This window comes from Labrenzia sp. C1B70, assembly GCF_000475395.1.
GTDB classification, from domain to species: Bacteria; Pseudomonadota; Alphaproteobacteria; order Rhizobiales; family Stappiaceae; genus Roseibium; species Roseibium algicola.
Window position 1 is genome coordinate 130,362 of the sequence record NZ_AXCE01000010.1, and the last position, 14,867, is coordinate 145,228.

The following is a 14,867-nucleotide window of genomic DNA, read 5'->3' on the forward strand; positions in this document are numbered from 1 at the left end:
CTGAAGATGTCCTCAGCCAGTGTGCCTGCCTGACAAAACTTATTCCACCCGGAGGGCTCCATGGTTTCCGATACCCGATCAAACCCGGTTCAGCGCTGCGAGGCGGCTGTTCCCGCGCGCGCCGGAGCCGGTCTGAAGCCGGAGCATGTCGCGGCTATTCTGGAAACATCCGCGGATATCGGTTTTTTTGAAGTTCATGCCGAAAACTACATGGGGGCCGGCGGTCCGCCGCACCGGCAACTGGAGGCAATCCGCGAGCGGTATCCCCTGTCTCTTCATGGTGTCGGTCTTTCGATCGGCGGTGAACAGCCACTGGACAAGGATCACCTGCGGCGCTTGTCAGACCTGAACAAGCGATATGAACCGGGACTGTTTTCCGAGCATCTGGCCTGGTCGACGCACGACACGACTTATTTCAACGACCTGTTGCCGGTGCCCTATGACGAAGCCACGCTGAACCGTGTGTGCGATCACATAGATGAAGTGCAGGAGACCGTCGGACGGCAGATGCTTCTGGAAAATCCGTCGACTTACGTCGCCTTTGCACAGAGCACGATGAGCGAACTGGATTTTCTGAGCGAGATCGCGCGCCGGACCGGCTGCGGCCTGTTGCTTGACATCAACAACGTGCATGTGTCCTGCACCAACCACGAGAGATCCGCGAGAGATTATCTTGCCGCCTTCCCGATGGCTGCTGTCGGCGAAATACATCTGGGCGGTCATGCGCCTGACCGGGACGACGCCGGACGGCCACTGCTGATCGACGCGCACGACCGGGAGGTGGATCTTGCGGTCTGGCAACTTTATGAAGATGTCATTCGTTTACAGGGGCCGCTGCCGACCCTGATCGAGTGGGACAACAATGTTCCTGCCTGGCCGGTTCTGCTTGCCGAGGCACAAGCCGCGGACCGCATTCTGGCGCAGCCTGCAGAGGCTGGCAGAAAGCAAGCGGTCTGACATGCGTGGTCCGCTCGCCCTGCCGCACGTCAATGCCGCCTCGTTTGGGCGTGCGCTGCTCGACCCGCAAATGGCAACGCCCGATGGACTGACTGGTCCGGATGGAGAAACGGCGCCGAAGCGATTCAATGTCTACCGCAACAACGTCATCGTCAGCCTGTGCGAAGCGCTCGGTGAAAGCTTTCCTGCAGTGAAGGCGCTGTTGGGGGAAGAGTATTTCAGGGCGCTTGCCCAGGCCTTCGTGACAGCTCATCCGCCGGTGTCGCCTGTGTTGATCTGGTACGGCGCCGGTTTCGCCGATTTCTTGGACGCGTTTCCGCCGCTCAAGGCATATCCTTATCTCGGCGATGTTGCCCGGCTGGAATGGTCTTGGCTCCAGGCCTATCATGCTGCGGATGCCGCGCCTCTCGATCCGGCAATCCTGGGCAGCGTCGATCCGCAAAGACTCGGGCGCGTTCGCTTCGTACCGCATCCGGCGGCGCACGTCGTGACATCTGCCTGGCCGATCTGGGCGATTGCGCGAGCCAACAGGTTTGAACCCGATGAGGCTGAAGCTGTCGATCTTGACGAGCCGCAATCGGTAATGATTACCCGTCCGGACATGGAGGTGGATGTCTATCTGCTGCGTCCGGGCGGGGCTGTTTTCACGATGGATCTCCTGCAAGGGCAGACGCTTGCAGCAGCGGCAAGCCGGGCTCAGGAGGACGACGACGGTTTTTCCTTGTCCGATTGCCTTTCGGACTGTCTTGCAGCTGGTGCATTTTCCGCCCTGCAACTGGATGACTAACACGCACGCGGCAAATGGCTGCCGCTTGATCATGGGGGATTAGATGGGTGTGCTGATTGGGTTTTTTGTCAGGCTCTACACGATGGTGTTCGGAGCTCTGGAACGGCTGACAAATGGCTGGTTCATCGGGCTTGCTGCCCGGTTCATTTTTGCCGCGATCCTGCTGCAGTTCTTCCTGAACTCGGCGATGACGAAAATCGGCGGCAACATCATGAACATCTTCACGCCAACCGCAGGTGCCTATGCGCAGATGCTGCCCAAGATGATGGAGCAGGTCAGCTACGACACCAGCCAGATTGCGTTCTTCCCGTATGGTCTCATGGTGCTTCTGGGCACCTGGGGTGAATTTGTCCTGCCGGTGATGGTGGTTGTCGGTCTATTCACCCGCTTCGCAAGCCTCGGCATGATCGTCTTCATCTGCGTCATGACCTATGTCGACATCTATGGCCATGGGGCTGATGCAAAGACGATCGGGGCGCTGTTCGACGGTGAACCCTATGCGATCATCGCCGATGACCGGTTGCTCTGGATCTTCCTGTTGCTGGTGCCGGTGCTCAAGGGGCCGGGTGTCGTCTCGCTGGACTGGCTGCTCGGCCGGTCCTATCGCAAGCGCGAGATGTACTACTGAAAAATCGGTTGCCGGTTGTGATACCAAGTGATTAAACCGGCACATGAATTTTGCCAGTGACAATTGGGCGGGTGCGGCTCCGGCGGTGATGTCGGCGCTGGCCCGCCATAATGACGGGTTCTCGCCGGCCTACGGCACCGACCCGTTGACCGATTCCGTCTCCGCCACGTTCAACGAGATCTTCGAACGTGAGGTTGCCGTCTTCTTCGTGGCGACCGGTTCAGCGGCGAATTCTTTGGCGCTGGCTTCCTGTGCCAAGCCGGGCGGGGCGATCTTCTGCCATTCCGGTGCGCATATTCAGGTTGATGAATGCAATTGCCCCGAGTTCATGACCGGCGGCAACAAGCTGTTGAGCGTGAAGGGACCAAACGGCCGGTTCTCCGCCGATGCCCTTCGCGAAAAGATGGCGCAGGTTCCTGACGGTATTGTCCACCATGGTCAGGTCGCATCCGTTTCCATTAGCCAGGCAACCGAATGCGGCACCGTCTACACGCTGGATGAAATAGGCGAGATCAAGGATGTCTGCCGGTCCCGTTCGGTGCCGCTTCACATGGACGGCGCACGATTTGCCAATGCGCTTGTGACACTCGGTTGTTCGGCAGCCGACATGACATGGAAAGCGGGGGTGGACCTGCTTTCCTTCGGAGCCACCAAAAACGGCTGCTGGTGCGCGGAGGCCGTGGTTTTCTTTGATCTGGACGCCGCAAAATCCTTTGAGTATTTCCGCAAGCGCGGCGGTCACCTTTTTTCCAAGAGCCGCTTCGTGGCGGCCCAGTTCGAAGGCTATTTCCAGGATGACACCTGGCTGACGACCGCAAGCCACGCCAACGGCATGGCGACCCGTCTTGCTGAAGGGATCCGGCAGGCCGGAGGGCGTACTGCCTGGGCGGTGGAAGCCAACGAACTGTTCCCGATCCTGAAACGTAGCCAGATGGAAGCGCTTCAGGCAGCCGGTGCCAAGCTCTATGAATGGCCGGCAGAGGGCCTCGCCGAAGGCCACGCCTCGGCATCGGACGAAGTCTGTGTACGTCTCGTCACCAGTTTCGCAACGACGGATGAAGACGTCGATGCGTTTCTGAAAGTGCTGTCCGGGACGGTCTGAGGGCCGCCTCTCGTGTGCCGAAATGTGTCGTGACGGACGCGCAGGAACATCAAAAAAGGCGCCTGGTTTCCCAGGCGCCCCGATGATGCGATTGCCGCAGTTGAACCAGGCGGTTAGTGAGCCGTGGTTTCGATCTGCTTGGTTTCACCACTGGTGATTTCGATCTTGCGCGGCTTCATGGCTTCCGGGATTTCCCGAACAAGATCAACGTGCAGCAAGCCGTTTTCGAGGCTTGCCCCTTCCACGCGAACATGTTCGGCAATCTGGAAGCGGCGTTCAAAGGTGCGCGAGGCAATGCCGCGGTAGAGAATTTCCCGGCTGGCATCTTCTTCAGCTTTTTCACCCTTGATGGTGAGTGTGTGCTCCTTGGCTTCGACGCTCAGTTCGTCGTCGGAGAAGCCTGCCACGGCCATCGTGATGCGGTAGGCGTTTTCGCCCGTGCGCTCGATGTTATAGGGCGGATAGCTCGGCGCTTCGTTGCCGGCGGCATCGAGCATCGAGAAAAGCCGGTCGAAACCGACGGTGGAGCGGTAAAGCGGAGAAAAGTCCAAGTGACGCATGTGTCTGTCCTCTCTTGAGCAACTGATACTTCACTGATGTTGAGCAGTCCTTCGTCCCCCGGATTGGCGGGACAGGCTGCGGTGCAAACCCGGTCTGGCGCTTGCATGAAGAGATTTGGTTATTCGGATTTTCATTTCAAGAGGCAGGAAATATGGGGCGTCGTGGAAACATGAACGCCACATGAACAGTGCCTTCCGGTTGCGTTCAAGTGGCCCGGTGCATCTTCAATCCAACGTCAGCACGGCGCTGGCGGAACAAACTGGAGATTTGAAGATGTTTGCCAATGTTTCGAAATTGTCCGCCCCGATCGCCGGTGCCATTCTGCTGGTGTCCGCAGGTTTCATCACCACTGCATCCGCTGCCCCGCTGGTCGGAAAGACCCAGATCGAACCGGCAAAATCCGAGCTGGTGGTCAAGGTCGATCATCGCCGTGGTAACGGACGTGGTGGCAACTGGAACGGCCGTCACGGTGGCCGCCATTACGAAATGGGTCCGCGCCAGATCCGCCGCAGCCTGCGTCACCGCGGTTTCGACCATATCAAGATCCTCGACCGCCGTGGCCCGATGTACATTGTTCGGGCAAAGGGCTGGCGCGGCATGCCGGTTCGGCTGGTGGTCGATTCCCGCAATGCCAACATTGTCCGCAGCCATCCGATCGGTAACCGTGGTCACTGGCAGCGCCGCTGGTACTAAGCAGCAGCTACAAGCTGTCTGACACTTTCAGGGCCGGCTTCCCAGGGAGCCGGCCTGAAGCTTGTTGTGAGAGGCGCCTGGCACGAGTATCACTTGACGATGCAAGACAAAGCCGGACGGTGCTGGCAGGATCTGCAGGCGTGACGAGTTGTTGACGAAAAACCATTATCTGTTTGAAAAACAAACTCTCAACGAACCCGAGTGATTCGCAGCGCATGACCTTGATCGACCATCCCGACAATCCGGTGCCTGAAGGGGCGCGATCCGGGTTCGTCACGACGCCGGACGACAAGAAGATCCGGTATGCGCATTGGCCCGCCGCCGGTGCCCGGCGAAAGGGTACGGTAACACTGCTTCAGGGGCGGGCGGAGTTCATCGAGAAATACTTCGAAGTGATCGAGGATCTGCGTCAGCGGGGCTTTGCCGTCATCGCCTTCGACTGGCGCGGGCAGGGCGGGTCGCAACGTCTGACACGCAACCCCAGACGCGGGCACGTTTCAAACTTCAACAAGTACAAGCTGGATTTGCGCACCGTCCTGAAGGAAGTCTCACTGGCGACCTACCCCGGGCCTCACTTTGCGCTTGCCCACTCTACAGGAGCGCTCGTTGTCCTGTCCGATACGGACCGTCTGCGGACGATGCTGGACCGCGCAGTGCTGACAGCGCCGCTGCTGGGCCTGCCGACGGGAACATGGTTTCCCGGTCTGGTGTCCGGGTTCCGGTCGATCCTGCGCAAGCTCACTCTGGGGCTGTTTGGCCGCCCGGGCCTGAAGGCAACCTCTCCAAAGACGTCCTGGCTGATCGAAAAGGTTGCTATTCCGGTTGCCCGCCTGTTGTCGATGTTCGGACTTGGCAGGTTGTTTGTGCCCGGGGGTAACGCTGAAATTTCCGTCGCTTACGAAAACAACCGGCAAACGACGGACAAGGCGCGGTTCGAGCGGTTCAACAAGGTGCTGGAACAGGCGCCGGAGCTGGGTGTCGGGTCTCCCACTCTCGGTTGGCTGGGGGCGACCGGTCGCGCCATGCTGGCGCTGCGCCGGCGGGAGGCCGGGCCGAATATCAAATTACCCTGTCTGGTGCTGGCTGCGGGCAACGACCGGATCGTCTCCACACCCATGATCGAGGACTTCGTGGCACGGGCGAAGGCGGCAGCCTATGTGGAAATCGCAGGCGCCGAGCACGAGCTGATGATGGAACGCGATGCCTTCCGCGACCAGTTCTGGGCGGCGTTCGATGCCTTTGTGCCCGGCCTTGAAGCCGAACAGGCGCTGGAACGCGCCCAAAGCTGATCCCGCGCCCTGATATGGCCGTGTGGACGGTCAATCTGCCTTTGCGAGGTTCCGCAGGAGGATTTCATGCAGGCGCGGGTCGCCTGACGCAACGATCTGGCCGCCGTCGGCCGGAGAGCCGCCAGTCCACGTCGTGACAACGCCGCCTGCTCCTTCAATGATCGGCACAAGTGCAACGATATCATAGGCTTGCAGACCGGATTCGATTACCGCGTCGCCGTGCCCGGCTGCGACCATGCAGTAGGCATAGCAGTCTGTGCCATAGCGGGATAACTGAACGGCCGCTTCGATCTGGTCGAACGCCTGGCGTTCGCCATTCTTGAAAAGTGCCGGTGTGGTGGTGAAAATAGTGGCATCTTCCAGCTTCTGACAGGGCCGGGTCTTGAGCTGCCTGGCACCCAAAGGTCCATCGTACCAGGCCGTCTTGCCGTCGCCACCGAACCGTTCGCCGATATAGGGCTGAACCATCATGCCGAGGCTCGGGACGCCATTGGTCCGCAGGCCGATCAGCGTCCCCCAGGTGGGCAAGCCGGTGATGAAGGCACGAGTACCGTCAATCGGGTCAAGCACCCACACATGTTCAGCGTCGAGATTTTCCGGACCGTGTTCTTCGCCAAGGATTCCGTGGTCCGGATAGGTCTCGTTGATCAGGGCGCGCATTGCCGTTTCACCGTTCTTGTCGGCGATGGTGACCGGGTCGAAGCCGGCTTCCCACTTGTTGTCGATTGCAAAGCCCTGGCGGAAATGCGGCATGATCGCACCGCTGGCTGCTTCCGCCAGCCTGTCCAGAAACGGGGCAAACAAATTGGAACTGGAAACAGGCCCTGCCGACATCATTACCTCCTGGCTGCGGAAACCGCTCAAAACCCAAATCAACGTGAATTGCCGCTTGTATAACCGGTTCTGCAAAAAAATGAATCTGCAAAACCTGAATGACTGCTCATACTTTGATCAGTTTGAAAGGGCTGTCGGGCTTGACCTTTGTGCGGTGCAATGCGATTTTATTGCGGTGCGATACGTTGTGTCGTACCGCCCTCCTTGGGCGTTTCCTCCCTAGACTCGGGCCGCCTCTTTTGAGAGCGGCCTTTTTTTTGGGTCCGGGATTTTATTCCGCTGCGATGGGGTCCGCCGGCAAGGCTGCATCCGGCATGGAGGTCAGTTCGCGGGCAAACTGGCGCAGGTTGTGGAAGAGGTCGCCGAAGCCGGGGGTCGGCTGGTGGGTTGCCTCGTCCATATAGAGCCCGCGATTGATTTCGATCTGCAGGGCATGCAGACCGCTTGTGGGGCGGCCATAGTGTTCGGTGATGAAGCCGCCCGCATACGGCTTGTTGCGCGAGACGGTGTAGCCCATCTCCTTCAGCACCGAGCAGGCGAACTCCGTCAGGTCGCTGCTGCAGCTGGTGCCATAGCGGTCACCCAGGATGAAATCCGGCCGCGTGTCGGTGGTCTGGCATTTCACGCTTGAAGGCATGGAATGGCAATCGATCAGAACCGCGTAACCGAATGTGACATGGGTCTGGGCCAGAAGCCGGCGCAATGTGGTGTGGTAAGGCTTGTAGATCTCCTCCACCCGGCTGAGGGCTTCGGATACCGGCAGCTTGTGCCTGTAGATCTCGTGGTTCTCGCTAACGATGCGGGCCACGGTGCCAAGCCCACCGGCTACGCGGATCGAACGGCTGTTGGCATAGGTCGGCAGACGCCCGTCGAACATCTTCGGGTCGAGCTCATAGGGCTCGCGGTTCACATCAAGGTAGGCTCTGGGGAAATGCGCACGCAGGAGCGGCGCGCCGAGCGGCACGACATGAGCAAACAGATCGTCGACATAAGCATCCTCCGACCGCCGGATGGCTGTTTCGTCCAGGCGGGAAGACGCTAGAAAGCTTTTGGAATATTGCCTGCCGGAATGGGGCGAATTGAAAACGAACGGAACCCTTTGGTCCGCAGGACACAAAACTTCAAACGCTGGGAAGCCGTTAAAGTCCGCCTCGAAGGAGGCTTGTGGAGAAGGCTGCTTGTCGTCCGTCAATGGTGTGTCCTGGTTGCCGCCCGGTGCAGGCCATGGCCCATGGTGCCAAGGAATCGCGGCGCAGTCCACCTTGGTGGGATCAAAAGCCCCGCGGCTGTGGGGAAACATCTGGTGATCGAGGGCAGGAATGGCCAGATGCCACGCATGCCATAGCCGTACCAATGGCCCGGGAATGCATACGCCACGACGATTTTCCCCAACGTGAGAAGCCGACAGGTTCTCACGAGGCAAGTGACGGTTCGTTCTCAACAAGAGCCTATCCACACCGTGGGGTCGTGATCCAATTCACCCTATCATTCTGTGGAATTCGAGCTATAACCGGCAGAAAGGGAACCGAACCCACACGAACAAAGGACCTGGTCAATTACGATGCCGCGTATCCTGCTTGCCGAAGATGATAATGACATGCGCCGCTTTCTGGCGAAGGCGCTGGAAAATGCCGGTCATGACGTCGTTTCGTTCGATAACGGCAGAAGCGCCTACGAGCGCCTGCGCGAGGAACCGTTTTCTCTGCTTCTGACGGATATCGTGATGCCGGAGATGGACGGGATCGAGCTGGCGCGCCGGGCTACGGAACTCGATCCGGACCTGAAGGTGATGTTCATTACCGGTTTTGCCGCCGTTGCCCTCAATCCGGAATCGGATGCTCCCAAGGACGCCAAGGTTCTTTCCAAGCCATTCCATCTTAAAGATCTTGTCCAGGAAGTGGAGCGCATGCTGGCCGCCTGACAAGGTGTTGACGCGGCGGAAAACAGGGGTTGCGAACCGGGCTGGGGAAATTTTGACAGTTCGGTGAAAAAGGGGGGTTGCACAGTTTGCGGATCCCCGTTATATCGCACTCCACCACGGCGCTGGGGCGTCGGACTACCGAGAAATTCGGGCGTGTAGCTCAGCGGGAGAGCACTTCGTTGACATCGAAGGGGTCACAGGTTCAATCCCTGTCACGCCCACCATTATTGCGCTGATTGAAGTTTCAAGAGGCGCGGATTGATCAGAAGACAGGCGCAGGACCTGCCGCAGCTTCTAGACCAATCCAGTCAAACGTGAGCGCCTTTGGCGCTCATTTGGTTTAAAGAAGCAGGGCCCTTGTGGGGACAGTGACATGAAGATCAAAAACTCGCTCAAAGCGCTCATGACCCGCCACCGCGACAACCGCATGGTTCGCCGTAAAGGCCGCGTCTACATCATCAACAAGAAAAACCCGCGTTTCAAAGCACGCCAGGGCTAATCTTGTTGCCGCGCATCGCGTGGCGGAAGAACTGAAAATCTCTTCCTGAACAAGGCTTTATCTTGTTGCTGGGAGAGGTGGCCAGGTCCCTGCCACCGTAGCGCACGAAGATGTGTCAAATTCCCGGATTGACCGCCGCATCCAACGATCCATAATCGTCGGATGCGGATTTTTGTGTTTGCCCTCCTGTTTCTCGCCGGCGTCAGTCTAGCCAGCGCCCAGCCTGTTCCAGATCTCGGTCCGGAAGCAGAGCCACCTTCTGCCGAAGACTTCAATGCACTTCCCGACGATCTTCCAGAAGACGGCGGGCAGGTGGTCGTCGATGAGAATGATCCGGAAGACGAGAAGTCGCGTCTGGACGAACTCTTTGCCAATCTGGCCAAATCGGACAATCCGAAGGAAGCCGAGCGTATCAGCCGGGAAATCCAGATGCTCTGGATGGATTCGGGCAGTGATACGGTGGATGTGCTGATGTCGCGGGCCGGCAAGGCGATCCAGGCTGACGATCATGCGTTGGCGCTGGACCTCCTGGACACAGTGGTCATCCTGAAGCCGACTTATGCGGAAGGCTGGAACCGGCGTGCGACAGTCCACTACATGACGGAAGATTTCGGCAAGTCCCTGGTCGATATCGAGCGCACACTGGCGTTGGAACCCCGTCATTGGGGGGCCTTGTCGGGGCTCGCCATCATCCAGCGGCGTCTGGGGTTCGAAACCGAAGCGCTGGCGACGTTCCGAAGGGCTCTTGAAGTCAACCCGAGCCTGGAAAATGCTACCAAGGCCGTGAACGATCTGGAAAAGGAAGCCGAGGGCGAGCCCGCTTGAGGCAAGTCCGCCTGAGGCAAGTCCGCCTGAGGCAAGTCCGCCTGAGGTAAGCCCACCTAAGGTAGGCCTAGCTGAGTAAGCTTGGTCAGTCTGTCTTTGTGCCGCCGGGCTTGAATGCTGCGAGCGCGGTGCTATGTCCGGGCTATGATCCCGTTCCTGATTGCTCTTCTTGTCGCCGCCTGTCTGTTTGTCGCCTACTCGCTTTTCAGGGCAAGGCAGATTTCGCGCACCTACACACCTGACGGCAGTCTTGCCGAGGTGAACGGAGCGCAGATGCACTATCACTTCATTCCTGCGCCACAGGCGGCCAGCGAGCGGCCTGTGCTGGTGTTCCTGCATGGGGCCAGTGGCAACGCCTACGACATGAAGTTGGCTTTTGAAGGCGCATTCAAGGGGCACTATTCGCTTCTTTTCATCGATCGTCCGGGGCTTGGGTTCTCGCAGCGCTCCAGAACAGGCCTGAACACGCCTGAAAGCCAGGCGGAGCTGATTACCGGATTGCTCGCGAAACTCGGCATCGAGACATCAGTGGTGGTGGGGCATTCGCTCGGGGGAGCCGTGACGGCTGCTGTGGGCTTTGCCGCACCGGAGCGGGTGAAGGGGCTCGTCTTTCTGGCTCCTGTCAGCCATGTGTGGCCGGGCGGGGTCAACTGGTACTACAAGGTTGCCGCGATGCCTGTCATCGGCTGGCTGTTTGCCCGGACGCTGACGATCCCTGTCGGCGAGCGGCTGGTGCCACAAATGCTGAAGCATGTTTTCCATCCGGATCCGCCACTTGACGGCTATGCGGCGTCTGTCCGTCTGCCGCTGCTTTTCCGTCCCGAAAGCTTCCGCTCGAACGCGGCGGACATCTGCAGCCTGAAGGAAGCTGTCCGGCAACAGTCCCGGCAGTATGGAAAGCTGGGGCAGCCATCGCTGATCATCACGGGTACGAAAGATACGGTGGTCTGGCCGTCGATCCATTGTGAGGGCCTTTTGCAGGATCTGCCGGATGCGGAGCTGCTGATGCTGGGCGCGGCCGGTCATATGCCCCAGCATACACATGCAGATGAAATCGTGTCCGGTATCGACAGACTAGTGGCGCGGATAGAGGCGTCAGAGGACAAGACGGGAGCGGCTGAAGCCAGGGCCGGGACATTGCGCACGGCATGAAAAAGGCGGCCTTGAAGCCGCCTTTCGTCATCCGGTTTGTTTTAACCGATTAGATCGTCAAATGCCGCCCTGGCCGTCGTTGCCGACGAAGGCAATCCGCAGCATGTTCGTGGAGCCCGGAGTGCCGAACGGCACACCTGCGGTCACGATAATGCGCTGACCCGGTTTCGCAAACCCTTCGGAGAAGGAGATGCGGCAGGCGCGGTCGATCATGTCTTCCTCGTTGGCGGCGTCTTCACTGACCACGCAGTGCAAGCCCCAGCCGAGCGACAGGCGACGTGCAGTTGCAAGCACCGGCGACAGAACGATCACCGGGCTGGCCGGACGTTCACGTGAGGCGCGCAGGCCCGTTGCGCCAGACGTCGTGTAGCAGACGACAGCAGCAAGGTTCAGCGTTTCGGCAATCTGCCGGGCCGCTGCCGAAATCGCGTCGGCGCCGGTGGCTTCCGGCTCGGTCCGCTGTGCGTAGATGATCGTGCGGTAGTTGGGATCCTGTTCCACCTGCTGGGCGATCTTGTCCATGGTGGACACTGCCTCGATCGGGAATTCGCCTGCAGCGGATTCGGCCGACAGCATGACAGCGTCTGCGCCTTCGAACACGGCGGTGGCAACGTCGGACACCTCGGCGCGGGTCGGTACCGGTGCGTTGATCATGGATTCCAGCATCTGCGTGGCGATCACAACCGGCTTGCCGGCACGGCGGCAGGCGCGGGTGATGCGCTTCTGAAGGCCGGGAACCTGTTCCAGAGGCAGTTCCACGCCCAGGTCGCCACGGGCAACCATGATGGCGTCGGAGAGTTCGATGATCTCGTCCAGCCGGCCGATGGCCTGCGGCTTTTCGATCTTGGCCAGGACGCCGGCGCGGCCACGGGTGATCTTGCGCACTTCGGCAATGTCGTCCGGGCGCTGCACGAAGGACAGGGCCACCCAGTCGACGTTCTGGTCGAGGGCGGCGATCAGGTCCTTGTGGTCCTTCTCGGTCATGGCGCTGGTTGCGATTTCCGAATCGGGAACGCTGACGCCCTTGCGGTCTGACAGCTTGCCGCCGACGACGACTTCCGTCACGGCCCGGGTGCGGTCGGCTTCCAGAACCTTGAGCTGGATCTTGCCGTCATCAAGCAACAGGCGGTGGCCCGGCTCGAGAGCCTGAAGAATTTCGGGATGCGGCAGGTGTACCCTGTCGACACTGCCGCCGGACTTGTCGGCGTCCAGCGTGAACGTTGCGCCGTTTTCCAGCATGACCGGACCGTCGGCAAACGTTCCCACACGCAGCTTGGGTCCCTGCAGATCGGCCAGAATGCCGATTGGTCGTCCAACCTTCTCCTCAACAGAACGGATGCGTTCAACGAGCATCTTCAGACGATCATGATCGGTATGGCTCATGTTGATGCGGAACACATCCGCACCGGAGCGATACAATTTTTCGATGATGTCTTGTTCTGAGGAGGAGGGTCCGAGAGTTGCAAGAATTTTGACTCGCCGGTTACGCCTCATCGCCCACCTGTCCCCTGTTGCACGGGTTCGGTCAGCTGGACCGTCCAGCTGCTCTGTTCGCCCGTGTCGATTTCAAAAAAGCCTGTCCGCTCGAATCCGCGAGCCACACAGTCCTCAATTCCGCGAATGGTGAATTCCTTTTCCCGGGTGCACATGAACGCCCGGCCACCCCATTCGCCGAATTGGTCATAATCAACTGCGTAGATGTAATAGTATCGTGACACCAGCGCCCCGGGTACCAGGGTCTCGCAGGAATTGGAAGCAAGGTTCCACCAGCCTTCGGTGACCCAGTCGGTCTTGTCCTTGTAGCCGATGGCTACACCAACCTGACTGTCGGTTTTGTTGCAAAGGCGCAGATCAGCTCTGGCTTCGTCACTGGATGCGGAGAAAAACAGCACGGTGAGGAATGCAGCAAAGGCAAATTTCACAGGCATGCTGATACATGCCCGAGACTCGCCCTGGTTCCGTTCCCCAACCTTAAACATATGCAGTCGTTCGCTTTGCTGCTTTACAGACATTCGCTTTTTGCGTCGACAAGGGGGCCTTGTCAACGTCGTTAACGGGATACGGAGCCTTTCGCCCAGACTTGTTTCCCGAACCGTCCGGATTTTTTGTCCAAATGAACAGTCCCACCCCCTATGCCGTCAGAAATGGGGCGGGAACATGGCCGCTCCGCCTCAGATCGGTGTTAGCTGTCAATAAAGCGTATACCGCGTTGTACACACCTTGGCAAAAACACAGGTGCCTTGATTGCAAGCAAGGGTGTGGAAGGTGTGGATGGCCTGCGGTGTTGCCGCCGGAAAGCGGTGTTTTCGGGCTTGGTTCCTTCGCCGGTTTGCCGTAAACCTGACCGCCTGCGCGATAGCGAGCCATAAAAGTTTCCACGAAGCGAGACATGATAGAACCAGCAGCCGAAACCGGCCGGGCCTTTCAGCCGACCGAATACGTAAAGGGCGATTTTACTTCCGGATTGCTGCTCTTGTGCGATCACGCCCGCAACACGGTCCCTGAGCCTTATGGCGATCTCGGCGTTCCGGCCGAACAGTTCGAACGCCATATTGGTTATGACATCGGTGCGCGCGCGGTCACACTCGAACTTGCAAAGCGACTCAATGCGCCAGCTTGCCTGACCACCTATTCTCGGCTGCTGATCGATCCGAACCGGGGCGATGACGACCCTACGCTGATCATGCGCCTGTCGGACGGTGCCGTCGTGCCGGGCAATGCAAAGGTCGACACGAAGGAGCGGGCGATACGCATCGACCGGTTCCACAAACCTTATCACGACCTCATCGACCAGACGCTGGATGCCATGATGGAAGTGATCGAGCCGCCGGTGATCGTCTCCATTCACAGTTTCACGCCGGTCTGGCGCGGCGTGCCGCGGCCCTGGCATGTCACCGTTCTGTGGGACAGCGACCCACGAGCCGTTCAGCCCATGCTTGAAGGCTTGAGAGCGCAGGAAGACATCGTCGTCGGTGACAATGAACCCTACGACGGAGCTCTCAAAAACGACACAATGTACCGGCACGCAACCCGCCGGGGAGTGGCACATGCGCTTCTGGAACTGCGGCAGGATCTGATTGCCGACGCGGCTGGAGCGGTTGAATGGGCAGACCGACTCGAGCCGGTTCTGAGAAAAATTGCCGGCATGTCCGACTGCCGGCGGATCCAGCATTTCAAGTCGCGTAGCGACGCTGCTTAAGGCCGGGCTACCGGTCCGGGACAGGGAGACCTTCGGGATGGACGATCAGACGAAACTCGAACTGGAAGCTGCGGTTTTCAGACGCCTTGTGGAACATCTGCGTGGACGGACGGACGTTCAGAACATCGACATGATGAATCTGGCCGGTTTCTGCCGTAACTGCCTGTCCAACTGGTATCAGGACGCGGCACAGGACAAGGGCGTTTCCCTGGAAAAATCCGAGGCCCGCGAAATCGTCTACGGCATGCCTTACGACGATTGGAAGGCCAAATACCAGACCGAGGCGACTGCGGATCAGCAGGCCGCCTTTGAAAAGAACAAACCCCAACACTGAGCCGGGGGTTGCGTCGGCTTGCTTGGCTGCTTGACGGCCAATGCGGAGTCTGGCAACGCACGGCCAGGTTATTGACGGCGGCTCAT

General features: G+C 59.3%; 17 protein-coding genes and 1 tRNA gene. 13 read left to right on the forward strand and 5 right to left on the reverse strand.

The genetic code is table 11. From position 1 onward, the window contains the following. Positions 1 to 60: 60 nt before the first annotated feature. The 4 genes from Q666_RS46450 to Q666_RS46465 are packed head-to-tail and all read left to right on the forward strand — an operon-like array spanning position 61 to position 3,474. Entirely contained in the window at positions 61 to 957 is an 897-nt protein-coding gene (locus Q666_RS46450; protein ID WP_023003554.1) for a DUF692 domain-containing protein, read from the forward strand. Position 958: 1 nt separating this feature from the next. After that, on the forward strand, positions 959 to 1,744 hold the full coding sequence (locus Q666_RS46455; protein WP_023003552.1) for a DNA-binding domain-containing protein: 786 nt from the start codon (positions 959 to 961) through the stop codon (positions 1,742 to 1,744). A gap of 43 nt (positions 1,745 to 1,787) precedes the next feature. Further along, entirely contained in the window at positions 1,788 to 2,372 is a 585-nt protein-coding gene (locus Q666_RS46460; RefSeq protein ID WP_023003550.1) for a DoxX family protein, read from the forward strand. 43 nt (positions 2,373 to 2,415) lie between these two features. Further along, positions 2,416 to 3,474 carry a low specificity L-threonine aldolase gene (locus tag Q666_RS46465; protein ID WP_023003547.1) on the forward strand — a complete coding sequence of 353 codons (1,059 nt, stop codon included), beginning with the start codon at positions 2,416 to 2,418 and terminating at the stop codon, positions 3,472 to 3,474. A 113-nt stretch (positions 3,475 to 3,587) separates the two neighbouring features. Here the strand turns inward: Q666_RS46465 and Q666_RS46470 are convergent, their stop codons facing one another. Then, on the reverse strand, positions 3,588 to 4,034 hold the full coding sequence (locus Q666_RS46470) for an Hsp20 family protein (protein WP_023003544.1): 447 nt from the start codon (positions 4,032 to 4,034) through the stop codon (positions 3,588 to 3,590). 274 nt (positions 4,035 to 4,308) lie between these two features. Here Q666_RS46470 and Q666_RS46475 point away from each other — a divergent pair, with 274 nt between their 5' ends. Further along, positions 4,309 to 4,728 (forward strand): hypothetical protein, encoded by a 420-nt coding sequence (locus tag Q666_RS46475; RefSeq protein ID WP_145903916.1) that lies wholly within the window; start codon positions 4,309 to 4,311, stop codon positions 4,726 to 4,728. A gap of 215 nt (positions 4,729 to 4,943) precedes the next feature. After that, on the forward strand, positions 4,944 to 6,017 hold the full coding sequence (locus tag Q666_RS46480; protein ID WP_023003539.1) for an alpha/beta hydrolase: 1,074 nt from the start codon (positions 4,944 to 4,946) through the stop codon (positions 6,015 to 6,017). A 30-nt stretch (positions 6,018 to 6,047) separates the two neighbouring features. Here Q666_RS46480 and hisN read toward each other — a convergent pair whose 3' ends face one another. Then, positions 6,048 to 6,854, reverse strand: a complete 807-nt coding sequence (hisN, locus tag Q666_RS46485; RefSeq protein ID WP_023003537.1) for a histidinol-phosphatase — start codon at positions 6,852 to 6,854, stop codon at positions 6,048 to 6,050. A gap of 268 nt (positions 6,855 to 7,122) precedes the next feature. Further along, positions 7,123 to 7,968 (reverse strand): N-formylglutamate amidohydrolase, encoded by an 846-nt coding sequence (locus Q666_RS46490; RefSeq protein WP_161633288.1) that lies wholly within the window; start codon positions 7,966 to 7,968, stop codon positions 7,123 to 7,125. Between the two features lie 444 nt (positions 7,969 to 8,412). Here Q666_RS46490 and cpdR point away from each other — a divergent pair, with 444 nt between their 5' ends. From cpdR to Q666_RS46515, 5 genes are all read left to right on the forward strand, one after another. Next, the gene (cpdR, locus tag Q666_RS46495) at positions 8,413 to 8,772 is read left to right on the forward strand and encodes a cell cycle two-component system response regulator CpdR (protein WP_006932209.1); all 360 of its coding nucleotides are present in this window, start codon (positions 8,413 to 8,415) and stop codon (positions 8,770 to 8,772) included. Positions 8,773 to 8,921: 149 nt separating this feature from the next. Next, positions 8,922 to 8,996, forward strand: a tRNA-Val gene (locus Q666_RS46500). Between the two features lie 149 nt (positions 8,997 to 9,145). After that, the gene (gene ykgO / locus Q666_RS46505; RefSeq protein WP_006932207.1) at positions 9,146 to 9,271 is read left to right on the forward strand and encodes a type B 50S ribosomal protein L36; all 126 of its coding nucleotides are present in this window, start codon (positions 9,146 to 9,148) and stop codon (positions 9,269 to 9,271) included. A gap of 162 nt (positions 9,272 to 9,433) precedes the next feature. Then, positions 9,434 to 10,096: a tetratricopeptide repeat protein gene (locus Q666_RS46510; RefSeq protein ID WP_023003532.1), complete on the forward strand. Its 663-nt coding sequence runs from the start codon at positions 9,434 to 9,436 to the stop codon at positions 10,094 to 10,096. Between the two features lie 114 nt (positions 10,097 to 10,210). Further along, the gene (locus Q666_RS46515; protein WP_081713249.1) at positions 10,211 to 11,248 is read left to right on the forward strand and encodes an alpha/beta hydrolase; all 1,038 of its coding nucleotides are present in this window, start codon (positions 10,211 to 10,213) and stop codon (positions 11,246 to 11,248) included. Positions 11,249 to 11,305: 57 nt separating this feature from the next. Here the strand turns inward: Q666_RS46515 and pyk are convergent, their stop codons facing one another. Both pyk and Q666_RS46525 read right to left on the reverse strand, forming a co-directional pair. After that, the gene (pyk, locus tag Q666_RS46520; RefSeq protein WP_023003528.1) at positions 11,306 to 12,742 is read right to left on the reverse strand and encodes a pyruvate kinase; all 1,437 of its coding nucleotides are present in this window, start codon (positions 12,740 to 12,742) and stop codon (positions 11,306 to 11,308) included. After that, on the reverse strand, positions 12,739 to 13,176 hold the full coding sequence (locus tag Q666_RS46525) for a DUF1036 domain-containing protein (protein ID WP_023003527.1): 438 nt from the start codon (positions 13,174 to 13,176) through the stop codon (positions 12,739 to 12,741). Before Q666_RS46525 ends, pyk begins: the two co-directional genes overlap by 4 nt. A 461-nt stretch (positions 13,177 to 13,637) precedes the next feature. Between Q666_RS46525 and Q666_RS46530 the strand changes: the two genes are divergently transcribed. Both Q666_RS46530 and Q666_RS46535 read left to right on the forward strand, forming a co-directional pair. Further along, the gene (locus Q666_RS46530) at positions 13,638 to 14,447 is read left to right on the forward strand and encodes an N-formylglutamate amidohydrolase (RefSeq protein WP_023003524.1); all 810 of its coding nucleotides are present in this window, start codon (positions 13,638 to 13,640) and stop codon (positions 14,445 to 14,447) included. A 37-nt stretch (positions 14,448 to 14,484) separates the two neighbouring features. Further along, positions 14,485 to 14,781, forward strand: a complete 297-nt coding sequence (locus Q666_RS46535; RefSeq protein ID WP_023003523.1) for a DUF1244 domain-containing protein — start codon at positions 14,485 to 14,487, stop codon at positions 14,779 to 14,781. Positions 14,782 to 14,867 lie beyond the last annotated feature (86 nt).